14 protein-coding genes and 2 tRNA genes are annotated in these 17,244 nt (G+C 33.6%); 4 read left to right on the top strand and 12 right to left on the bottom strand.

Translation table 11 applies throughout. The annotated features are described in order from the left end of the window. Window positions 1-19: 19 nt before the first annotated feature. Both mecI and BTJ66_RS04825 read right to left on the bottom strand, forming a co-directional pair. A complete protein-coding gene (mecI, locus tag BTJ66_RS04830; RefSeq protein ID WP_099089843.1) occupies window positions 20-394 on the bottom strand; it encodes a mecC-type methicillin resistance repressor MecI in 375 nt (124 codons plus the stop codon). Continuing rightward, window positions 391-2,124 (bottom strand): BlaR1 family beta-lactam sensor/signal transducer, encoded by a 1,734-nt coding sequence (locus BTJ66_RS04825; protein WP_153043318.1) that lies wholly within the window; start codon window positions 2,122-2,124, stop codon window positions 391-393. The genes mecI and BTJ66_RS04825 overlap by 4 nt, the downstream gene beginning before the upstream one ends. A gap of 121 nt (window positions 2,125-2,245) precedes the next feature. Here BTJ66_RS04825 and mecC point away from each other — a divergent pair, with 121 nt between their 5' ends. Together mecC and blaZ are read left to right on the top strand one after the other, a co-directional pair. Continuing rightward, window positions 2,246-4,243 (top strand): PBP2a family beta-lactam-resistant peptidoglycan transpeptidase MecC, encoded by a 1,998-nt coding sequence (gene mecC / locus BTJ66_RS04820; protein ID WP_099089841.1) that lies wholly within the window; start codon window positions 2,246-2,248, stop codon window positions 4,241-4,243. 94 nt (window positions 4,244-4,337) lie between these two features. After that, entirely contained in the window at window positions 4,338-5,189 is an 852-nt protein-coding gene (blaZ, locus tag BTJ66_RS04815; protein ID WP_099089840.1) for a mecC-type penicillin-hydrolyzing class A beta-lactamase BlaZ, read from the top strand. Between the two features lie 315 nt (window positions 5,190-5,504). On the opposite strand, the gene rlmH is transcribed toward blaZ, so the two are convergent. Both rlmH and BTJ66_RS04805 read right to left on the bottom strand, forming a co-directional pair. Beyond that, window positions 5,505-5,984 carry a 23S rRNA (pseudouridine(1915)-N(3))-methyltransferase RlmH gene (rlmH, locus tag BTJ66_RS04810; protein ID WP_099089839.1) on the bottom strand — a complete coding sequence of 160 codons (480 nt, stop codon included), beginning with the start codon at window positions 5,982-5,984 and terminating at the stop codon, window positions 5,505-5,507. Between the two features lie 720 nt (window positions 5,985-6,704). Next, a complete protein-coding gene (locus tag BTJ66_RS04805) occupies window positions 6,705-7,505 on the bottom strand; it encodes an MBL fold metallo-hydrolase (RefSeq protein WP_099089838.1) in 801 nt (266 codons plus the stop codon). A gap of 56 nt (window positions 7,506-7,561) precedes the next feature. On the opposite strand from BTJ66_RS04805, the gene BTJ66_RS13505 reads away from it, so the two are divergent. After that, on the top strand, window positions 7,562-7,804 hold the full coding sequence (locus BTJ66_RS13505; protein ID WP_153043317.1) for a hypothetical protein: 243 nt from the start codon (window positions 7,562-7,564) through the stop codon (window positions 7,802-7,804). Window positions 7,805-7,934: 130 nt separating this feature from the next. On the opposite strand, the gene BTJ66_RS04800 is transcribed toward BTJ66_RS13505, so the two are convergent. The 8 genes from BTJ66_RS04800 to BTJ66_RS04765 form a co-directional block, all read right to left on the bottom strand. Then, window positions 7,935-8,717 (bottom strand): two-component system regulatory protein YycI, encoded by a 783-nt coding sequence (locus BTJ66_RS04800; RefSeq protein ID WP_099089837.1) that lies wholly within the window; start codon window positions 8,715-8,717, stop codon window positions 7,935-7,937. Beyond that, a complete protein-coding gene (locus BTJ66_RS04795; RefSeq protein WP_099089836.1) occupies window positions 8,718-10,058 on the bottom strand; it encodes a YycH family regulatory protein in 1,341 nt (446 codons plus the stop codon). Further along, on the bottom strand, window positions 10,048-11,880 hold the full coding sequence (gene walK, locus BTJ66_RS04790) for a cell wall metabolism sensor histidine kinase WalK (protein ID WP_099089835.1): 1,833 nt from the start codon (window positions 11,878-11,880) through the stop codon (window positions 10,048-10,050). Before walK ends, BTJ66_RS04795 begins: the two co-directional genes overlap by 11 nt. Window positions 11,881-11,892: 12 nt before the next feature. Then, window positions 11,893-12,594 carry a response regulator YycF gene (yycF, locus tag BTJ66_RS04785; RefSeq protein WP_099089834.1) on the bottom strand — a complete coding sequence of 234 codons (702 nt, stop codon included), beginning with the start codon at window positions 12,592-12,594 and terminating at the stop codon, window positions 11,893-11,895. Window positions 12,595-13,022: 428 nt separating this feature from the next. After that, window positions 13,023-14,429: a DHA2 family efflux MFS transporter permease subunit gene (locus BTJ66_RS04780; protein ID WP_099089833.1), complete on the bottom strand. Its 1,407-nt coding sequence runs from the start codon at window positions 14,427-14,429 to the stop codon at window positions 13,023-13,025. 452 nt (window positions 14,430-14,881) lie between these two features. Then, a complete protein-coding gene (locus tag BTJ66_RS04775; RefSeq protein ID WP_099089832.1) occupies window positions 14,882-15,340 on the bottom strand; it encodes a MarR family winged helix-turn-helix transcriptional regulator in 459 nt (152 codons plus the stop codon). 204 nt (window positions 15,341-15,544) lie between these two features. Continuing rightward, window positions 15,545-15,617: transfer RNA gene (locus BTJ66_RS04770), tRNA-Asp, on the bottom strand. Window positions 15,618-15,622: 5 nt separating this feature from the next. Next, window positions 15,623-15,697, bottom strand: a tRNA-Glu gene (locus BTJ66_RS04765). A 296-nt stretch (window positions 15,698-15,993) separates the two neighbouring features. On the opposite strand from BTJ66_RS04765, the gene BTJ66_RS04760 reads away from it, so the two are divergent. Beyond that, window positions 15,994-17,205, top strand: a complete 1,212-nt coding sequence (locus tag BTJ66_RS04760) for a macrolide family glycosyltransferase (RefSeq protein WP_099089831.1) — start codon at window positions 15,994-15,996, stop codon at window positions 17,203-17,205. Window positions 17,206-17,244 lie beyond the last annotated feature (39 nt).

Genomic DNA, 17,244 nt, shown 5'->3' with positions numbered 1-17,244 from the left:
TCTTTTAAAATATCTTCATTTAATATTTATTATTTAATATATTTTTCAATTCTTCAATATCATCTTCGGACAATTCTTCATTTTCAACAAAATTTAAGACTAATGAATTTAATCCACCTTCATACACTTTATCCAAAAACACTTTAGACGTTTTGTACTTCATATCTTTTTCCTCTACTATTGGGAAATATTCAAAAATTTTATTTCGACTTGTTCTATCTATGAATTTCTTTTTGTAAAGACGGTTGATTAGTGTTCTTATTGTTTTTGGACTCCATTCCTTGTGCTTTTGTACTATTTCTATAACGTCATTAGCACTTATTAATTTTTTATTCCAAATCGTATTCATTATTTCCCATTCTGACGCTGATATATCATAGCCTTCATGTGTCATTGCATTAACTCCATTTCTTCAAGAATTTTTTCAGAAATATGTTTCGCTTTCTTACCACTGGCATTATTCTTACTGTCTAAGTGTGTGGCAAAGTAGTAAGATTTTCCGTTTTTCTCAATTGTTCCAATAAACCATCCATTCGTTTCCTTGCCGTTTATAATACCTGTTCCAGTTTTACCTAGATATCTATATTGGTTAGCTTTTTTTAGCGTAATACTATCTTTTACAGCGTTGATATAATTTTCATCAAATTTAAGTTGTTGATTATCCATCTTCATTAACAACTTAACTTGTTCTATTGCAGAAATTTTTAAAGAGGACTCATTCCAATAATTTTTACTTCCTGATATGTTTTCATTACCATAATGTAATTCACTTATATAATTTTTAAGATCTTTATTTTTTATACTTCTATCTATATTCTCAAAATACCAATTCACAGAATACCTCATTGCTGAACTTAAATTTTGATTTTGATTCCATTCTTTAAAAACATTTTCTTTGCCATTCCATTTTTGTTCAGTATTATTCAATGACATAACATTTTTATCAAATCCAATTAATGCTAAATATGGTTTATATGTAGAATCAGGTGTGTATCTTTTTCTACTTTCTTTTTCGTTATATAAGAAGTACTCTTTTTTCTGATTATCATATAATACAAAGCTACCCTTAAAACCTGAGAAATGAGAACCTAATCCTTTCAAGTTTGTGTATTTGATATCATCCGTATATTCATTCTTGTCAGAATGAGCAGAAACCATCAACCCTTGCAGTAAAATCAATACAGATAAAACCACATAGGGTAAGAATTTCCATTTACGATTTCGAGTATTTTTAAATTTTGAAACATTCACAATACGACTCTTTAAATTAGATTGTGTGCCTAATAAATATTTTGCTGCAAAATTATTAACTGATTCTTTCTGTATAGCCCAACATTTCAAAATTGCCTTACCATAGCTTGTGTGATTTGATTGACTTAATCTTGTAAGAACTTGATTATCACATGAAATTTCACAATCAATATTAAATAATTTTTTTGCTAAATGTAATGCTGGATTGAACCATACTATACTAGTGAAAATTGTGAATATATAATTGCCCCATAAATCCTTATTCTTAATATGAATGAGTTCATGGCTAATTATATAATCAATTTCTTCTTCTTCCATCATATCCATTATATTTGTAGGCAAAACAATATAGTACTTTCCTAGCCAAAAGACCATTGGATTCTCTACTTCATCTACATGAATAATTGCAATAGATTTTTCTTTGATGTTTAAATCATTTATACATTTTTTTAATTGGTTATCTAATATTGGAGATCTAATAGACAAGTCTTTTATAAAGGCAATTTGCTTAATAGCAGAAATAAATTTAAAGCTAAAAAATATTAATCCAATAAACCAAACTACTAGTAAAATAATTAGGATAAACGGCATTTCATGATGCTGGATATCCAAAGCTAAATCTTTTGTTAAATTAGTATTTTCATTTGATAAATTATGATTTATAGACTTAGATGAATGTGAAATCATATCAGATGAAAGTATACCTGGAATGTTAAGTTGCAATAAATTATTTATCGGTATTAAAGGTAAAAATATTGAAAGAACAACTAGTAACCAAACTTTATGATTTAACTGAGCCTTAAAATACTTAATACATATAATACGGACAATCATAATTAATAACAAAGTCATAATTGAACTAATTATACTCATTATCAAGAATTGTTGTAGCAATGTTCACACCTCACTTCTTAACTATTATATCATTATTTTGACAAACAGACTACAAATGTAATATTATTGGATTACATTTGTAGTACCAAAGGAGGAAGAGATGAAAAAAATTTATATTAGTGTGCTAGTTCTTTTACTAATTATGATTATAATAACTTGGTTATTCAAAGATGACGATATTGAGAAAACAATTAGTTCTATTGAAAAAAGAAACTATAACGAAGTATATAAAAATAGTTCAGAAAAATCTAAACTGGCATATGGAGAAGAAGAAATTGTAGATAGGAATAAAAAAATTTACAAAGATTTAAGTGTCAATAACTTAAAAATTACTAATCATGAAATTAAAAAAACTGGAAAAGATAAAAAGCAAGTTGATGTTAAATATAACATATATACAAAATATGGAACTATACGACGTAATACACAATTAAACTTTATTTATGAAGATAAGCATTGGAAATTAGATTGGAGACCAGACGTAATAGTACCTGGTTTGAAAAATGGACAGAAAATTAATATAGAAACATTAAAATCAGAGCGAGGCAAAATAAAAGATAGAAATGGTATAGAATTAGCTAAAACTGGAAATACATATGAAATCGGTATTGTCCCTAACAAAACACCCAAAGAAAAATATGATGATATTGCTCGTGACTTACAAATTGATACAAAAGCTATAACCAATAAAGTTAATCAAAAATGGGTTCAGCCAGATTCATTTGTACCAATTAAAAAGATAAATAAACAAGATGAATATATAGACAAATTAATTAAATCATACAATTTACAAATAAACACTATAAAAAGCCGTGTTTATCCATTGAACGAAGCAACAGTACACCTTTTAGGTTATGTGGGTCCAATTAATTCTGACGAGTTAAAAAGTAAGCAATTTAGAAACTATAGCAAAAATACTGTTATTGGAAAAAAAGGCTTAGAACGCCTCTATGATAAACAATTGCAAAACACTGATGGTTTTAAGGTATCCATTGCAAATACTTATGACAATAAACCTTTAGACACATTATTGAAGAAAAAGGCTGAAAACGGAAAAGATCTTCATTTAACTATAGATGCTAGAGTACAAGAAAGTATTTATAAACATATGAAAAATGACGATGGATCTGGTACAGCATTACAACCAAAAACTGGAGAAATTTTAGCTTTGGTAAGTACCCCATCGTATGATGTTTATCCATTCATGAATGGACTAAGCAATAATGACTACCGTAAATTAACTAACAATAAAAAAGAGCCTTTGATCAACAAATTTCAAATCACTACATCACCAGGTTCAACCCAAAAAATATTAACATCTATTATAGCCTTAAAAGAAAATAAACTAGACGAAAATACTAATTTTGATATTTATGGTAAGGGTTGGCAAAAAGATGCATCATGGGGGGATTATAATATCACAAGATTTAAAGTAGTAGACAGTAATATCGATTTAAAGCAAGCAATAGAATCATCAGACAACATATTTTTTGCCCGCATTGCATTAGCATTAGGAGCTAAAAAATTTGAGCAAGGTATGCAAGATTTAGGAATCGGTGAAAATATCCCGAGTGATTATCCCTTTTATAAAGCACAAATCTCAAATAGTAATCTAAACAATGAAATATTATTAGCAGATTCAGGATATGGCCAAGGCGAGATACTAGTAAATCCTATACAAATTTTATCAATATACAGTGCTTTAGAAAATAACGGAAATATACAAAACCCTCATGTTTTACGTAAAACAAAATCTCAAATATGGAAAAAAGATATTATATCTAAAAAAGACATAGACATATTAACTAATGGTATGGAACGTGTAGTTAATAAAACACATAGGGATGATATATACAAAAATTATGCTCGAATTATAGGTAAATCTGGCACAGCAGAATTAAAAATGAACCAAGGGGAAACTGGAAGACAAATAGGTTGGTTTGTTTCATATAATAAAAATAATCCTAATATGTTAATGGCGATTAATGTTAAAGACGTTCAAAATAAAGGGATGGCCAGCTATAATGCTACTATATCTGGAAAAGTTTATGATGATTTGTATGATAATGGAAAAACTCAATTTGATATAGATCAGTAATTCGAATACTTCTTTTGACTTGGTATTAATTAAAAATAATAGTGGGGAATTGTTTTCACAAAGATTACATTTGTAATATACAGGAGGAATAAAATTGAAAAAATTAATAATTTTAGTCGTGTTAGCGTTGATATTAAGTGCTTGTAATAGTAAGAATTCAACTAATAACGACATTGAAAAGATCGAAAAAAAATATGGTGCTAACGTAGGTATGTATGCTCTTAATACTCAAAATGGTAAAGAATTATCATTTAATGAAAATAAGCGTTTTGCTTATGCTTCCACATTAAAAACTATAAGTAGCGCAATGCTGCTTGAACAAACACCTTACAACAAATTAGATAAAAAAATTCACATTAATAAAGATGATATTGTTCCATATTCACCAGTGTTAGAAAAATATATTGGCAAAGAGATAACTTTAAAAAAGCTTATAGAAGCTACCATGTTATTTAGCGATAACACGGCTAATAATAAAATTATCGATGAATTGGGAGGATATGGGCAAGTAAAAACGAAACTGATAGATTTAGGCGATACAACGACACATCCATCTAGAAAAGAACCAGACTTAAATTTTTATTCACCAAAGGATAAACGAGATACAAGTACTCCATTAGCCTATGGTAAAACTTTAAAGAAACTTATAGCTGATGGAGATCTTAGCAAAGCAAACAAAGATTTCTTACTTAATCTAATGTTCAAAAATAAAAGTGGCGATACATTAATTAAGGATGGTGCACCTTCAAACTTTAAAGTTATGGATAAGAGTGGTCAAGCACTAACATACGGTTCAAGAAACGATGTTGCGTTTGTTTATCCAGATGGACAAGATAAACCTATAATTTTGGTGATATTTACAAATAAAGATAGAAAGTATGGTAAACCTAATGACAAAATAGTAAGTGAGGTTGCTGAAATTGTACTAAAAAATATTAATGAGTAACTAGTTTTTAAAGACTACAATAAAGGACTAATCTGTATAAAATAGATTAGTCCTTTATTGCGTATAAAATACCATAATTTTAATAGTATAGAATTTCCTAAAAAATAGACATAGAATATCAAGTAACATCTCAGCAATGATACTAATGATTAAAATAAACATACAATAACAGAATAAATTATAAATGTTATTGTAGATAAAAATATTCTTTTAGTTTCTATGTACTTTCTTACTATCAAAAAGATTGATAACTCTCGCAAAAACATAACGGCAATTCTCATAAACCTCATACGTAAAGAGACTAAAAAAACCGCATCACTTGTGATATGCTTCTCCCCGCATAATCTTAAACGCACGGTAGACTTGCTCAATTAAAATGACGCGCATCATTTGATGTGGGAAGGTCATCTTACTGAAAGAAAGGGCATAGTCGCTGCGATTTAGTACGTCTTTATGCAGACCGTTAGATCCGCCAATAATAAAGGTGAAGTCGCTTTGGCCACGAGTCATGCGGCTTTCAATTTCTTTTGCTAAGCCTTCGGACGTTAGCATATTGCCTTTGATTTCTAACGTAATGACTGTGGATTGTGGTTTTACTTTTGCTAATAGACGTTGACCTTCTTTTTCTTTCACTTGTTCAACTTCTTTATCGCTCATGTTTTCAGGTGCTTTTTCATCAGGCACTTCGACAATTTCTATTTTTGAATACGCGCCTAAACGTTTTTCGTATTCTGCAATGGCTTGCTTCCAGTATTTCTCTTTTAATTTGCCTACTGTGAGTATTGTAATCTTCATATTTATCCTCCGAGTTTTGGAAAAAGTATAGATTGTTAAAGTTATCCACAAGTTATACACTTATTCACACTATTCCCTCTTATTATAACAGTAATGTATACGACTTTTTAATAACTTTTACGTTTTATTCACAAAAAGAGAGAACTATGCTGTGTATTTGTGGATAACTCTGTGCATAATGTGGGTATTTCCATGTTAATTGTGCACATCTCTGGATAACTTTGGACAAAATAGTGGATAAGTTGCCGGTTGTCTTACATACTTATTCACAAACTTAACCTTTTCTTCATAAACTTAGCGTTTAATCCTTATTACTAGCCAAGTTATCCACTATTTATATTTATTCGGTAACTGTATATTTCACCTAAGTTAAGACATAGGGTTGTATAATCATGGATTATTTATAATCAAAGTTAGCAAAAAAAAATCTATACCTCATCCTGAGATATAGGTTCGTTCATTGAGTAGTCGCTATAATTTTCCACATAACGCATAATTACGTTGGTTTATACTTATGCAATAATTTCTTTAATGCTCAAATTTATCCGCTATGATGGTGCATCTGTCAATGCGCAGTAATTGACTGGTTTCTCTCTATATATATAAAGCTACCCATCATTGCGAGATATCAATCTCTCTCCCGCTCCTTATGTGGATCATATTAGCTTACGCTAATGCATAAAGAAGCCCTAAACTCCTTCCATGAAGGAGCAAGGGCTTCTATAACGTATATATAGGTGTTGCGTTGGCTTTGTCGGTATCACAAAGCAGTACTTCTTTTTCTGTGTCAATGTCATTTTCGTTGAGTACTTGTCCGACGCTCATACGTGCGAGGTCTTTCATATTGTTGTCTTGTGATAAGTGAGACAGATAAATGCGTTTTGTACTGCCTGTAATGACATCTGTCATGGCATGGCCTGCATCTTCATTTGAAACATGGCCCATATCGCTTAGGATACGTTGTTTGGTCTTCCAAGGATAGCCGCACATGCGTAACATATCGACATCATGATTACTTTCGAAGACGAACGCATCACTGCCTTGAATCATGCCTTTCATGCGGTCTGAAACGTAACCAGTATCTGTCAAAATGGTAAATTTCTTATAATTATTATGGAAAATATAAAATTGTGGGTCAATGGCATCATGTGATACGTTAAATGATTCGATGTCAAAACCGGCTAATGATTTTGTTTCATATGGGTTAAAGATGAATTTTTGGTCCATTGGAATTTTGCTGTCTTTCTTATCGATGGCTGTCCATGTTTTTTCATTAGCATAAATTGGCAACTTGTATTTACGTGCTAATACGCCTAACCCTTTAATATGGTCTGAATGTTCATGTGTTACTAAGATGCCATTAAGATCTTTAATCTGTTTGTCTATTTGGCCAAATAGTTCTTCCATTTTCTTTCCTGTCAAACCTGCGTCGACTAGGATACTACCTTTATCACTTTCTACATAAGTGGCGTTTCCTGTACTACCACTCGCTAATACACTCATACGTATCAAGCGATTCACCCTTTCTAATCTATAAACATTGTTTAACTTTATTTTGGTTGGTCAGTCTACGGTTTATGTGCCGTCAACATGCCCGTTGTCTAATTATTTCTATTGAACAAACGCAATCAATCACTGCTCAGACCACAACCGCTTCCCCTGAGAAATCAATCTGGATGCTATCCAGTCAAACACATACAAATGTGGTCTCTTCAAAAATCAAGCTTGGACTATGTGAGAATACCTTTGTCATTACAGTGATTTCGACACATGCATTATCTATTGTCGCGTTATTTATATTTTTCTATAACACGTATTAACAGTATTTAATTTTAACATACTTTTGCTACCACTTACGTATATATTGTTTATTTAATCATACTCATTTTTTAAATTTTCCATAAGCATACAAAAAGCACACCTGTGAAAAGGTGTGCTAGTTAATCGACATTATTCTTCAATAATTTTGGGGCTGTCTGAAACGGCTTCAACATAATATGTTTGAATCTTACCACCGTGTTTCACTTTAATTTCCCAATTGGCTTCGAGTACTTGTACGTTGGGTTCTTTGACAACGGTATAGTACCCAAGTCGTGCATTCGTGACTTCGTCATTACGCTTGAGGTAGCGATTGTAGTACAGGGCCTCGATGGCGCTCTTAGCTGATTTAACTTGTTTCTTATCATTGTTTGCGCCTTCGGATGGTTCAATTGATTTCATTGCTGTTTGCTTATAGCTTGACGCTTTGCTATCGCTATTCACATTAAACTCAAGTCTTGCTTTATTGTTGTTCATAATGGGATAGTCGTTATACGTTTGTTCGAAGGTAACCTTGTCTTTATCGATGTTACTCATTTCGTAATCATTACCTTTGTAGACGTTATCTTTAACGTAAGCTTTTAATGCTGTATATTGATCGTTTCCGACATCGATTGGACTGTTAATATCACCTTTGGCCACAGCTCCGGAGTCTTCACTCGAAATCTCAGAGCGTGACTTTGCATAAGATGAAAAATCAAATGATCTTGCGGTCAATAATTGCATTTTCAAATTTTTAACACTTGGTAGATTCTCTGGAATTTTAATTTCTTCTTGTTTAAAATTGACTGCATTTTCTTCTTCACTATCATTGATGTGAGATTTGTTTACTTTATCCACATAGATAATCACCAAGCTGATATTGACTAGAATAAACACGAAAATAAATAATGTTTTGGCTCGTTTCCAGTTCATTTATTCTAGCCCCCCATCTTCATATGCACGCCATTTACCGTCATATTGTACATACCATTGTGGTTTAAATTCACTATTGCGTTGAATTTCGATATCGCTTTTATCTGGTTTATCTTCCATGTTGTAACCAATCGTCATGTTCGTCACTTTTTCAAAGTTGATTTCTGGGTTGTTTGCCAGTTCTGAACGCACGGTTTCAGCACCTGGTAATTTCGTGTCGTCTTCGCCGCTATCGATGGTAACATTTGCTTTAAGCAATGCTCGTGCATAGCTGAAGACGCCTTTATCTCCCCAAGACACTTTGATGTTGTTCAAATCATCGTCATTAAATGTAGGACGTCCATTTAAGAACATTTGGTATGTCAGTTCGCCATTTTTATTATCTATATTGAATAACCTAAAGTCATCCGTAAAGCCACCGTGATTATTAATATAATCAAAGGTACTCGGAATACTATCTTGCATATTGGTTGAGCGATTTTCATCTTCTGAAAGATTCGTATAACGGTATTTTTCACTTTCATCGTTATAATTTGCTACCCCCGTATTATTGTTGTAAGTTGCAGTACTACTCTTCGTGCTACGGACAACCACGGAATCATTGAATAGGATTGAGTTCATCGTATCTACGCTAATGCGATTGTAAATCGTATGATATGATTTCAATGCTTTAGGTGCTTTCGGTGCAAAGATGTGTGTCGCTCTGTCAATTGTGTCTTTATTCGTTATAATTTCTGTATATGGTTGCATATACTTATGTTGTGTTTTGACAACTTTTTTAAAGTTACTTAATTTGGCGGAAGTCGTCATACGTACAACGTTATGTCTATCTTTACTGATCGCATAAAGTTTCACATTACCATCTTCATTATTATCGATGATAAGACGATCGAATTTAAAATTATTTGGTACTTTTGCATCAATATTGAGTGCCTGACCTAAATAGGTTGCAAGTGGCATGTCATAGCTGAAATCAAAGATTAGAAATTCATCCGTTAAGTCCGGAATAATTAAGTTATGATTACTATGCATTTGTTCTGCATGTAATACGCGATGATTTTTTAATGGTTTCAATGTTGATTCGACATTTTGCTTCGTTGCTGCCATGCCTTCTGTTTTTTCACTTTTGGAATGAACGACTTGGTATGGCGTAATCACTTGGTCCATACCTTCACTGAGTGGTTTACCGATTGTGTTTGCTTCGGATGCTTTGTTGTTGCTGTCTTGATTATCTACATTGGCTAAGTCTGGTGAGAAGTTCCACGTCATGTAGGTTAACACGACACTCATTAAGACAAGAAGGATTAGGATTATGGATTTGATTAATTCTTTACTCCGCATCCCAATCACCATCTTCTAGAACTTCACAAGGAAGTGTAATAAAGATTGACGTGCCTTGTCCTTCTACGCTGTTTGCCCAAATGCGACCATTATGTGCTTCTACAATCTCTTTAGAAATGGCTAGACCTAAACCTGTACCGCCCATTTTCCGTGTACGTGCTTTATCTACACGGTAGAAGCGGTCAAAAATCTTATCTACCTTATTAATTGGAATCCCAATACCATTATCTTTAACACGAATGGTCATACGATTATATAACGCGTTCTGTTTCACGTGAAACTCGACTCGTTTATCTCCGCGAGAGTATTTCATCGCATTGGTTATAACGTTGTCAAATACTTGTGTCATCTTGTCAGGATCAATTTCCGTAAAGATGGTTTGTTTTGGAATTTCACGAACGAACGTTGTATCTTTCGCTGACATTTCGTGACGGTTAATAATTTTATTAATAAACATATTAAAGTCGACAATTTCTTTGGTGATTTGATCAGATTCATTATCCATTTTAGAGAGTTGTAATAAGTCATTTACAAGACGTATCATACGTTCTGTTTCTTCACGTGTCACGGATAGGAATTGTGGTGCTAATTCGCCATCTTTCCAAGCGCCGCTTTCGAGTGCTTCGATATAACTATTCATGGAAGTTAATGGCGTGCGCAATTCGTGTGAAACGTTGGCAACAAATTCACGACGTTCTCGTTCAACTTGTTGTTGTTCTGTTACGTCATGTAGCACGGCAATGTAACCTGTCACAAAGCCCGTTTCTTGTACAATTGTACTAAAGTTAACCCGGGCAATAATACCTTCTGTTTCATTAATATCTAATAGGAAGCTATCATTGTTTTCTTGAATTTCGTCTAATGAAAAATCTTCTTCGAGTTTCAGCACGTTAAGCATGTAATCACCAATGATTTCTTCTTTCATTGTGCCCATCATTGTTAGTGCCATATCATTGACGATACGCACGCGACCACGTCGGTCAGTTGCAATAATACCGTCACTCATATGCGTGATGACGGAATCGAGGCGGCGTTTCTCGCTTTCGGTATTTGCTTGTGCTTCTTGAACACGTTTGGATAGATTATTGAAGGCGAGTGCGAGTTCACCGATTTCATCGTTACCATAAATTTTCACACGTTGTGTATAGTTACCTTTGGACATTTCAACGGTTTGATTCCGCATGTCTGTGATTGGTTTCGTAATTGTACGTGCAATAAAGAATCCAAGTATCACGGTAATCAATAGTGAAATCCCTGTACCAATGATAAAGATTTGATTGATGTTGCTCAATTGATTATATACATCATTGATGTCCGCTTCGATGTAGATATCGCCAATTGTGCCATCGTCTGATGTTTTCACAGGTAGGTTGTATACCCACACACGTTGTTTACCATTACCGTAGTCTTTTAACACGGTATGACTATTGATTTCGCCTAGTGATAATGCCTTTTGAATAGAATTGTCATTGGCTTTTTGATTGATTAGACTACGCGTAGACTGCTTTGATGTAGCCATAATAATCTGATCTTTATCTATAAAGCGAATCTCTTCGATTTCTTGTCTATTGGCGTACTCATTAAGTAAGTTCTGGACTTCTTTTTGAGCATTAATCGCATTATCTTCGTCATAGACCTTTTCTATATTTATTTCAATTTGTTTCGCGTATTGCGAAATATTATTTTTAAATGTTTGTGTTAATTCTTTTTCTAGACTATTCGTAAAATATAAACCGATAATTTGCATACCGATTATAATGAGTAATACATAGACAATAACCAGTTTCGTGTGTAAGGACTGAAAATGTTTAAGCCATTTCATCTAAACGTGCCTCTAATCATGTTGTTGGAGGAAATATCCAACACCACGGCGTGTCACAATATATTCTGGATGAGACGGATCGTCCTCAATTTTTTCACGCAAACGACGAATTGTTACATCTACTGTACGTACATCACCAAAATAGTCATAACCCCAAACAGTTTGTAATAAATGTTCACGTGTCATTACTTGACCCATATGTTTAGATAAGTAATGGAATAATTCAAATTCACGGTGTGTTAATTCGATATCACCGCCGCGTTTTTTTATTGAGTATGCATCTGGATAGATGACGATGTCTTTAATAGCAATTTCATTGGATGCATCGTTAACTTCTTGTGCTGGTTGCGAATAATGACGACGTAAATTGGCTTTTACACGTGCGATGAGTTCACGTGTGCTAAACGGTTTCGTCACATAGTCATCCGCACCTAGCTCGAGACCTAAGACTTTATCAATTTCTGAGTCTTTAGCCGTTAACATGATAATTGGCATTTCATATTTTTTACGTACTTCACGACATACTTCCATACCATCGCGACCAGGCAACATAATGTCTAATAGGACGATATCTGGTTCTTCATCATAGATTAAATCTACGGCATCGTTACCATCGTAAGCACAAAATACTTCGTACCCTTCTTTTTTCAAATTAAATTCTAAAATATCAGCAATTGGTTTTTCATCATCGACTACAACAACTTTTCTAGCCATATTTATAAACCTCATTTCTATATTGTAGTACATTTACATTAAATTCTACGCATTTCCCTATAATATAATTTACCATTTATGGCGTGCTAATTCTATTTTTCTAAACAAAAATTTAACACGGTATATTGTAAAATTATAACATTTTTGTGATTAAATAGATATTTATCGCGCCATCACAGGTATAAACAGTTTATTCAATAGTAGTTGTTCATTCGAATTTGTTGCCTATAACATAAATAAAGGAGCAAGCGCGTAACCTAATATTTAATTAGATGACGTGTGCTCACTCCTTATTGTAGTGGTTGTTTTAGTTTAAAAACTTATGTTCAAGTTCGTTGTTCGTTCTGAATACTTTAATCCAATTTATGGCAATTTGTTATCTTAAATCCATATTCACAGTTTCGTTTACTTAGTGTAATGCAATCTATTTATACGCTTTTCTGTTTTTTAACGAATAATGAAAGTATCAATCCGATAACTGTCAATGCCGTTATGAAGATAAAGGTAAATTGTACACCATGTGACAGTATTAACTCTTGGCTAGCACTTGGATGTGCAGCGCCAAATGACTTCATTGCCGTTGTATAAATCGTGATGGCAATCGCTGTCCCTGCTGAGCCACCGACTTGAATTAACGTGGTAATTGTCGCTGAACCATCGGCATATAAATCGTGTGGTAATTGATTTAAAGCGTTTGTTTGTGCTGGCATCATAACCATTGTAATACCAAAGAATAAAACCATGAATGTGAGTATAATTGCCCAAACTGGTGTTGAAGCCGAAATTATAAACGCAAATGTAATCGCAGCAATAAACATTAATAGGTATCCAATGATACCGAAGTATCTTGCACCAAAGCGGTCAAATAATGATCCGACAATCGGCGAAAGTACTAAATTGACTGCATTACCTGGTAATAGGATTAAACCAGCAATAACTGAACTAAATAATAGTGCACCTTTTAAATATAATGGTAGTAAAATACCGGTTGATAAGATACAGAGGATGGTGATGAATACCATAGATGCGCCAAGGACGAACATTGGATATTTGAAGACGTTTAAGTTTAGCATTGGTGAATCAATTTTGAATTGACGTATAACAAAGATGGCTAAGCCTACGATACCGATGACTAATGGAAGCCATACGATGACATTTGTGAAAGCCGCTTCTGCCATTGAACTTAATGCGAAGATTAATCCCGCAAAACCAATAGTAGATAAACCAATGGATAAGATATCGATTTTGGGTTTCGAGATATCTCCCACGTTCTCTGTGTTAGTTAACGCTAAGCATAAGACGACTAAATATAAGACGGCGCTTATCCAGAAGATGTAGTGCCAACTTGATGCTGAAATTATGACACCCGAAAGTGTTGGTCCAAGTGCCGGCCCTGCTGTGATTACAAGTCCCATGATACCCATTACGGCACCACGTTTTTCAATTGGGAAGATTAACATTAAGACCGTTACCATTATCGGTAATAAAATCCCTGTGCCTAGCGCTTGAATAATTCGACCCAATAATAATAAGCCGAAGTTAGGTGCAAGTGCGCCGATGATCACACCTAGAAGTGATAATATGATTCCGAAAATAATTAATGATTTCGTACTAAACCACTTAATCAGATACGAAGACGCTGGTACTAAGCAGGCCATTACGAGTAAGTAACCTGTTGTTAACCATTGTACAGTTGCTGCCGACACTTTAAAGTCAGCCATAATATCTGTTAATGCCATATTTAGTGCTGTTTCACTGAACAGTCCCATAAAACCGCCAATCATGAGGACGAGCGCGTACATTTTTGGGTTTTTTACGTTTACTTGTGTTGCCATTTAATATACTCCTTTTTTATGGTAAACGAAGTATAAGTATAAATGAGAACGTTGAGTATTTTTATTATCAAACCACTTCAAAACGATTGATTCATCGCTGGTTTCCCTTACTCAATGCTCTACATAAGTTATGACTTATTCCTATATTTCCATTCAATTTTTTGCTGCTATATGAACCACATATTTAAAATAAAAGGCATCTAATAATGCTCAATGATTCCTTTGTAAATCTGATGGTTTATCAATATACGAGATATATTGATAACATCATAAAGCAATATCGTTTCATAATTTTGCACTTAGGCATTTCATGAAACCTTTAATAATTTATGAGGTTCAAAAGACTAACCAACTCACTTTAGCAAAAATCCGCCTTTATTGTCAACCTAGTTGACAATAATCGAGCACAAAATTAAGCGTATCTAACACTGATTTACGGTTACATACGCTTATCATTCATCGCCCTTAAAATGTTCTAATTGCCAGTCTGCTTGTAACAATTGATGTAGCTGTTCTACTTCTGACTGTCCTATGACATGGGCAATATGGGCAATAATTTGCTGTTTGTTTTCAATATATTTTTCATAACATGTTATACCTAGTTGCGTTAAGGTCACGCGTTTTTCTTTTTTATTGTTCGGCACGTGTTCAATCTGAACGACTTGCTTCTGTTCTAATTGTTTAACCGCTTTATGAATCGCTTGGCGCGTTAAATTAATCTTCTGCGTTAATTCTGCTAAAGAAGGACTATCATATTTAATAATAGTGATTAAATACCATTCTGAACTACCAAATTGAACTTGTGGTAGTTGTTGCGCCGTCAAATATTCTACTTTTTGTCTTAAATCATTGTGACGATCACTGATGAGGTTCATCAAATCTGTTTCTTCTAAATTTTTGTAATTTGGCAATAGCACGCACCTCATTTTTAATTTCACCGTATTTTAAAACTGCCGAACACATTTAATTTGTAGCAGTTACCTTATTAAAATAACTATTGTTCAATTCATCTTACCCACCATACTATAACATTATCTAAAAATTACCTAATAACTACTTTGATATAGCTCAATTTGCGCATAAAAAAATCCCGTCCTATTGGATGGGATTTTGTACGGTCTCGACGGGAATCGAACCCGCGATCTCCTGCGTGACAGGCAGGCGTGTTAACCGCTACACTACGAGACCTAAAATGGTGACTCCTACGGGACTCGAACCCGTGTTACCGCCGTGAAAGGGCGGTGTCTTAACCGCTTGACCAAGGAGCCTGTCTTAAGCACAAGATAAATTATATCAACTCTTATGAGGGATGACAAGCTATTTTTTTAATTTTATTAGTATAATTTTCTATATTAATTGTATAAAGTGCAAATACAACGCTGAAACGACTAAAAAGTCTATCATGTGGAGATTGAAGCATGCTTAATTGCTAATGATTACCACTAAATTATTAAAATCGTCCACTTGTTTTACATTTTTTAAGAAACTATTAAAATTTAAATCTTTTTTGTTTTCAATTCTTTTTGATAAACTAATTAAATAACACATTAGGAGGGCGTAATCATTGGCTAAGGTACTATTTATCAATTCAGGATCCATTGGACATATCAATCCGACGATTGCCGTATGTAAAGAACTTGTATCACGTGGTGAAGAAGTTGTTTATTATATTGGAGATCAATATCAAGACAAACTAGCAGATACTGGTGTAGAGGTTCGTACACTACCCTCGGATGAGATTATACAACGTTTTACAGCTTATGGCTCTGGTAATTTATGCTATATCATTAATGGCTTATTGAATACTGTCGATGTCATATTGCCAAAGATATTGGCAGAAACTAAAGACGAACATTACGATTATTTAATTTATGACTCCATGTTCAGTTGTGGGAGCTTAATAGCACAAAAATTAAATATTCCAACGGTTTCGTCGGTTACTACATTTGCACATACTGCAGAAACATTTGAAGCGGCACTCCAATTTAATATGCAGGCATTAACTACAACTGAAAAAAATGACGTAGATAACACATTTAGCGAGTTGCAACAGCATATTCAAACCACATATGGTGTCGATGTAGTATCACGTTATGCAGCGATGAATAATCCAGGTGAGCTCAATATTGTCTATATCATGAAAGCATTTCAAATCAACCCTGAGTTATTTGATACAGCCCGTTATCGCTTTGTTGGTCCGTCTGTCATACAACCGCAACCAACTCACTTTATGGAACAAATCAATCAAACAAGACCCGTTATTTATATTTCACTTGGCACTGTCTTTAATCAAAACATGCGTTTTTTCAATAAATGTTTGGCCGCCTTTAAAGATATTGATGCATCTGTGGTCATATCAATCGGTCACACAAACAATGTGGCTGATTTTGAGGAAGTCCCTGACAATGTATTATTAAAACCATACGTACCTCAAACTGAGTTATTACAACATACTACACTTTTCTTAACGCATGCTGGTATGAATAGTACAAATGAAGCGTTATTAATGGAAGTACCGTTATTAGCCTTTCCACAGAGTGCAGATCAACCTGTAGTTGCACAACAAATTGAACATGCACAAGTTGGGCAACAAGCGAGCTCTGAGACAATCACCGCTGAAGCATTAAAAATGAAAGTAATGGAAATGTTACAAAACCATACAACATATCAAGCGCATATTAAAAAAATGAAGCAAACACAACCTATGGCGCGTCCAGGATACGCTTATGCCGTTGACCAAATATTATCTTTTCGTAATCAATCTGTACACCATTAATATAATAAACAAAAATACCTTGTAGCTTTGCCATCAACT

Origin of the sequence: Staphylococcus edaphicus, from assembly GCF_002614725.1 — a bacterium.
GTDB classification, from domain to species: domain Bacteria; phylum Bacillota; class Bacilli; order Staphylococcales; family Staphylococcaceae; genus Staphylococcus; species Staphylococcus edaphicus.
The sequence above is the reverse complement of the archived record's forward strand: the minus strand, read 5'-3'. Positions and strand labels throughout refer to the sequence as shown.